The sequence below is a fragment of the Paenibacillus sp. Marseille-Q4541 genome (genome assembly GCF_018310695.1).
Taxonomy (GTDB): Bacteria; Bacillota; Bacilli; order Paenibacillales; family Paenibacillaceae; genus Paenibacillus.
In genome coordinates this window covers 38,298-44,601 of the sequence record NZ_JAGXCY010000036.1, presented here as the reverse complement: position 1 = coordinate 44,601, position 6,304 = coordinate 38,298, and the positions used below count along the sequence as shown (strand labels likewise).

The window sequence follows — 6,304 nt, the reverse complement described above, 5'->3', positions numbered from 1 at the left end:
TTATTTCTCGGGAAATAGCTAAAAAACAAAATAACAATTCCAAGTTATAGTAAAATAAAGTTAAAAATGTAGAATAATCATGTTTTTATATATATTTCAGGGGGAGATACATAGTGGGTTTGTTACAGATTAGGCAAGTTCGAAAAAATGCAGGCAGCAGCGTGCTTATTCCCTATATTGATCTTGAGGTTGTAAAAGGTCAGTGTATTGCTATTCAGTGTAATCATGAGTTAGGTGGACAACTTTTAGAGGCCATCATGGGCCGAACTTCAGTATCGGATGGTATCATTCTGATCGATGGACAAAACGTCAGTACAACTTCGCAAGAAACGATTAGAAAAAGGATCGGGATACAGCTACTTACGGAAGGAGTCTACGACCGGCTTAAAATAGGAGAGTTTCTTCGGTTTCACGCTAAGCTTTACGAGGTGAAGGCGGACATCTACACCCTGCTGCGAAGATTGGGGCTATCCGAAAAGGAAAACACCCTGATTAGTAAGTTATCTTCGTCGGAGAGGAGAAGGCTCCTTATTGCTAAAGCACTGGTCCATGATCCGAAGCTGTTGCTACTGGAAGATCCGGAACAAAATATAGACCTCGAAACCAGCTATATTTTGCATAATCTGATTCCGGTACTGATTGAAGAAGGGAAGTCCATACTTATCACGACCATGGTGTTAGAGCAGGCAGTATCTATGACGAGTGAGGTATATCTATATAGTCATTCCGGGTTTAAAAAGTTGGATACGTCTCCTGAAGTTCCGGAAATAGAAGTCCCAGCCCCTGCTATAGTAGATGAACTTATCCTTACCACTGCAGAGCAAGTCGATGTCGATACATACATAACAGCAAGTGAAGTTGTAACCGAGAATAAAGATACGGTGGATTCAGGAGAAGAAGCCAATCCAGATTATAAAATAATAGAAAAAAATACAATGGAAGAAGTAGAAGCAGAAGGGCTATCAGCGAAGAAAAATACGAAAGCCGAGGAACAAGCTCAAGCTGAAGTCTTCGTTCAACCCGTTCGTTTGGAGAAAATACCGGCCAAAGTAGGGGATAAGCTCATTCTATTTGATCCGACAGAAGTTGATTATATCGAAAGCCAAGAAGGGGTGGCCAACCTACATGTTCTACAAGGGACCTACCCGTGCTCTTTCTCTCTTGCTGTACTGGAGGAAAAGCTCAAGCCGTTCGGCTTCTTTCGTTGCCATCGGTCTTATCTGGTCAATTTACAGAAGGTGCGGGAAGTGATTACTTGGACCCGAAACAGCTACAGTCTTATTTTGGAGGATGCTCAGAAAAGCTCGATTCCTTTATCCAAAGGAAAATACGATGAGCTGAAACAAATTTTAGGAATATGATCTATAGCGGCAATAGAGTCATGTTCCACTCAGCTCTGCTATTACTCCATTCAGCCCAAAATAGCTAATATGGAGCTAGATGTTATGCTCCATTCAGGTCTTCATATGCAGGTTTCACCCCTGTGTATCCTCCTTTCATCCCTTATATAATGCGGTGTGGCGCGGGTTCTCGTAACATGAGGATATCAAAGCGATACGCCAAACGAAAGGGATGATGACAAGTGGAAACGATTATCGAAGTGAACGGGCTGGTCAAAGTATTCAGTAATAAACGAGCGCTCGACAATATCAATTTTACAATTAAAACAGGTGAAATCTTCGGGTTCCTCGGACCAAGCGGATCGGGAAAAACAACGACGGTGAAAGTTCTCACCTCTCAGCTGCTGGCAACGGGAGGAACGGTGAATGTGTTCGGACAGGAAATCAGAAAGATGAATGATGCAGACCACAAACGCCGGATTGGCATTTTGACGGATAACAGTGCTCTCTATGAGAGGCTTACTATTCAGGATAACTTAGAGCTGTTCTGCAACTTATATGATGTAGACAAAAAACGAATTGCCGAGGTACTAGAGGAAGTGAATCTTGCGAACGACCGTAATACGTTAGTGAAGAAATTATCCAAAGGGATGAAACAACGCGTTATGCTCGCAAGAGCCATTTTACATAAACCTGATCTGCTATTTCTGGATGAACCGACTTCTGCGCTCGACCCTGTGAATACACTTCATATCCATGAGGGACTTCGCAAGCTGAACCAGGAGGGAACAACGATCTTCCTAACAACACATAACATGGCTGAAGCAGAGAGCCTGTGTGATCGGATTGCTTTTATACATGAGGGGGTCATTAAGGCCATGGATACACCACAGCAGCTTCGTCTGCAGCATTCTGATGATTCGATGACAGTTACGGTTAAGGATGAAGGTAAAATGGTACTTCAGCAAAATGAAGAGTCCGCCGGACGGATCGCAAGGTGGATTCAAGCAGGCAAGTTGTTATCGATTCATTCCAATGAACCAACATTAGGTGATATTTTCGTACAAATGACCGGGAGGGAACTACAATGACATTTTCAATGAAAAGATTTCAGGCGATTATTCAAAAGGAATGGAAAGACAGCATTCGAAATCCGCAAGTTTTAACGATGACAGCCTTTCCTATTGTGTTTGCTTTCTTGTTTGCAAGAATGGGTACTGACCGGACAGCCAGCGAAAATGTTTTAATGCTCAGTTTCCCGATCCTTATGGCATTATCTATGACGGGTGCCTTTGTTCTAGCCATGATGATCGCTGAGGAAAAAGAAAAACATACTTTGCGTGCGCTTATGTTATCCCCAGCGAGTACGCTCGAAATATTGCTTGGTAAAAGCTTTCTAACAGGCGTACTTACGGTCATTGCTATTGTTTTCTCCATCATGGCGAGTGAACTTCCAAATGTAAATCTAACTGTTCTTGCCCTGTTTATACTCATTAACCTCATTATGTTTTTGGCATTTGGACTTATTATCGGGCTGCTCTCTCGGACTGTACAGGAGTCTTCTATTATAGGTTTGCCGGTACTGCTGATCTTTGTTATGGCACCGATGTTTGCTCCTATGCTGAATAATGAGATGCTGGTACAGGTGGTAAGCATCCTTCCTACACAGAAGTTTATGGATATGCTGAATGGCATGGCATTAGGACAGGGCTTGGGCGAATCGATGGGAGACCTTATTATTTCTATCGTATGGATGATTGCTTCTATTGCAGCCGCAGCACTGATGTACAGTCGCAGACGTTTCGACAAGTAGAAATCAGCAGGAGGGGTACAGAAATGAGTAAAAAGGTGCTACTTACTGGGTTTGATCCCTTTGGTGGGGAAAGCATGAATCCATCACTAGAGGCAGTGAAGCAGCTAAACGGACGCATAGCGGAAGGAATCTTCATGGTGAGCTATGAAATCCCCACTGTATTTCATGAATCTATATCGGTGTTGACCAAGGTTATTCAAAAAGAAGAGCCCGATATCGTCATTTGCGTAGGGCAGGCAGGCGGGAGAGCTCAGCTCACCCCAGAGCTTGTTGCCATTAACTTAAATGATGCACGGATACCGGATAACCAAAACCAGCAGCCTGTGGATGAGCCGATTGATGTAAATGGCCCCGCCGCTTATTTTTCGAATCTGCCTGTTAAAAGTATGGTTCAGGAGTGCATAGCAGCCGGTATTCCGGCAGCCGTGTCTCATTCTGCCGGCACCTTTGTGTGTAACCATTTGTTCTACGGCTTAATGCATTATATACATACGGAAGCTTCTCATCTCCGCGGAGGTTTCATCCATATCCCTTACCTTCCCCAGCAGGTGTTACATAAGACTGCTCCAAGTTTAGGGCTTGATACCATCACTCAAGGTCTTCTCGTTGCAGCAGTGGCCTCAGCGAACGACACGCCGGAAAGGAAGATCATTGGAGGCTCACTGCACTAATAAGATGTGTGTTATAGATGTCTTGCTAGATGCTCAAGATAGAGGATGTAATCTGTAGTAATAAATAACAAAAAGAAACCCGAAATCTCTATACAGAGATCTCGGGTTTCTTTTTTGTGGAGCTTTCTTATCTGCTCACTTTGTGATACATCACACGGAGTATCTTAATCAATTCAGATAAAAAGGGTCTTTCTTACGCTTTTCTTGTGCTGCGAAGAATAAGACTGAGAATAGCAACCAGAATGATCGCACCAATCAATGCTGGCAGGATAAAGAATCCACCTGTTTCAGGTCCCCATTCTCCGAGCAGAAGGCCACCCAGCCAAGCTCCTACAAAACCAGCAATAATGTTACCAACAATACCGAACGGAACATCCTTGCCGACGATCATACCTGCTAACCAACCAATAATACCACCAATAATTAGAGCCCATAACCAACCCATAATTTACACTACCTTTCGATTCGTTTTTTCGTTTCGCTTTGAATTTTATAACCTCATAAACAAGGTTCTAATCATAAAAGGGAAAATAAACTTTATTTCAGCTTGTGAATGCTGCCAAGGTGACAGCTCTCTTTTCTTATTATTCTCCTCATTGCTGTGTGAATATTCGCTTTGTGATGTATAAGTCTGATCTTAGGAATCCTACATAGGATTTCTGATTCATTTGTTAGAGAAAGGGCCCAAATTAAGCTGATTCGAACCTGTGGTACAATAAAATATAGATTACATTTGGCCTAATGGAGTGGTAAAAGGAGGATTCCTTATGGATAAAAAATTGCAAGCTTACTGGAATATAGGGAGTGGGGGAGAATAATGCAGAATTCTTTGCTGATGTTACTCCAACTCCTAGAACGCGCAGCGCTCTTGCTGATGTGTTTATTTGTGCTGACACGGATTCCGGGATTTAGAGCCTTTTTTGAGCAAAGGGACAAAACATGGCGTGAACTGCTGCTTGCCACAGTGATCTTTAGCGGTTTTGCCTTATTTGGTACCTATAGCGGAATCAACGTAGAAGGATCACTTGTGAATGTGCGCATTATCGCTATTATATCTGGCGGGATTTTGTTTGGACCTTGGGTTGGACTCGCAACCGGGATTATTTCTGGAATTCACCGATTTCTGATTGATATAGGCGGTGTCACTTCAGTACCTTGTCTTATTACAAGTATTACAGCAGGACTTGTATCAGGATATATTTACCGGATAACATCCGGCGAACGCAGATGGAAGGTCGGAATTGTAGCAGGTATGGCGTGTGAAGCATTAACGATGATCTTGATTATTGTAATGGCCGAGCCTACTTCGCTTGGGGTGGAGATCGTATCCCGAATTGGCTTTCCTATGATTGTGAGTCAAGTCAGCGTAGGCCTGATTGTGATGCTCGTACAGAGTGTAGAGGGTGAAAAAGAACTTGTTGCTGCCAGGCAGGCTAAGCTGTCACTTGATATCGCCAATAAGACACTTCCTTATTTTCGCAGTATCACCCAGGATTCTCTTCATACCATCTGCCGTATTATCAAGGATGATATTGGTGCCGATGCGGTTGCTATAACCGATACCAAACAGATCTTGGCTTATGTTGGTGTAGGGGAAGAACATTATGAAGAGCGGCACGAAATCATCAGTGAGGAGACCAAAAATACGCTCAAAAGCGGTGAAATCATGATTCGAAATAATGATACCGCGCACACGAACCCATTTATTAAATCACTTATCATCATTCCACTGAAAGAAAAAGGAGAAGTGACTGGTGCCCTTAAGATTTACTATGCAAAGGCACACAAAATTACAGATTCCTTACAGGCCCTGGCAGTGGGTTTATCGCAGATGATCTCTACCCTAATGGAAGTTTCGCGGGTGGAAGGAATTAAAGAAATGGCGAACAAAGCGGAGCTGAAGGCACTTCAGACCAAAATTAATCCGCATTTTTTATTCAATGCACTGAATGCGATCGCTTCATCCATTCGTATTCATCCGGATAAGGCGAGGGAGTTGATCGTAAATTTGTCCGGCTATATGCGTTATAACCTGGAGCTTAGTGACGAAATGATTGATATTCGTAAAGAGCTTCAGCAAGTAAGACACTACGTAGAGATTGAGAAGGCTAGATTCGGTGATCGGCTGGAAGTGGAATATGATATCGATGAAGTAGAGATTCGCATCCCGAGTCTGATTATTCAGCCGCTTGTAGAGAATGCAATTATGCATGGCATTTTGAAAGTGAAGGGCCCTGGTAAAGTGACAATCGCAGTCAAGGATCACGGAGAAACCGTTAGGATCAGTATTTCGGATACGGGAGCAGGGATAGCGCAGGAGGTCATTGAGAACGTGTATAGCGACAATATGCCAGATAACAAAATCGGACTTTATAACGTTCACCAGCGCGTCAAGCTGATCTATGGAGAAGGACTCCAGATTCACCGAAGGGAACAGGGGACAAGCATTGATTTTGATGTAAGAAAAAGAGGTGTCTAGT

6 protein-coding genes are annotated in these 6,304 nt (G+C 43.2%); 5 read left to right on the top strand and 1 reads right to left on the bottom strand.

Going from position 1 to position 6,304, the window contains the following annotated elements; genetic code table 11:
• The first annotated feature begins 113 nt into the window (after positions 1-113).
• The 4 genes from KFT32_RS23025 to pcp all read left to right on the top strand — a co-directional run bounded on the left by KFT32_RS23025 (position 114) and on the right by pcp (position 3,824).
• Positions 114-1,361: a LytTR family transcriptional regulator DNA-binding domain-containing protein gene (locus KFT32_RS23025; protein ID WP_349304942.1), complete on the top strand. Its 1,248-nt coding sequence runs from the start codon at positions 114-116 to the stop codon at positions 1,359-1,361.
• A 221-nt stretch (positions 1,362-1,582) separates the two neighbouring features.
• The gene (locus tag KFT32_RS23020; protein ID WP_211749778.1) at positions 1,583-2,431 is read left to right on the top strand and encodes an ABC transporter ATP-binding protein; all 849 of its coding nucleotides are present in this window, start codon (positions 1,583-1,585) and stop codon (positions 2,429-2,431) included.
• Entirely contained in the window at positions 2,428-3,153 is a 726-nt protein-coding gene (locus tag KFT32_RS23015) for an ABC transporter permease (protein WP_211749777.1), read from the top strand. The genes KFT32_RS23020 and KFT32_RS23015 overlap by 4 nt, the downstream gene beginning before the upstream one ends.
• A gap of 23 nt (positions 3,154-3,176) precedes the next feature.
• Positions 3,177-3,824, top strand: coding sequence for a pyroglutamyl-peptidase I (pcp, locus tag KFT32_RS23010; RefSeq protein ID WP_211749776.1), 648 nt, complete (start codon positions 3,177-3,179; stop codon positions 3,822-3,824).
• A gap of 193 nt (positions 3,825-4,017) precedes the next feature.
• On the opposite strand, the gene KFT32_RS23005 is transcribed toward pcp, so the two are convergent.
• The gene (locus tag KFT32_RS23005) at positions 4,018-4,269 is read right to left on the bottom strand and encodes a GlsB/YeaQ/YmgE family stress response membrane protein (protein WP_211749775.1); all 252 of its coding nucleotides are present in this window, start codon (positions 4,267-4,269) and stop codon (positions 4,018-4,020) included.
• Positions 4,270-4,641: 372 nt separating this feature from the next.
• Between KFT32_RS23005 and KFT32_RS23000 the strand changes: the two genes are divergently transcribed.
• Entirely contained in the window at positions 4,642-6,303 is a 1,662-nt protein-coding gene (locus KFT32_RS23000; protein WP_211749774.1) for a sensor histidine kinase, read from the top strand.
• Position 6,304 lies beyond the last annotated feature (1 nt).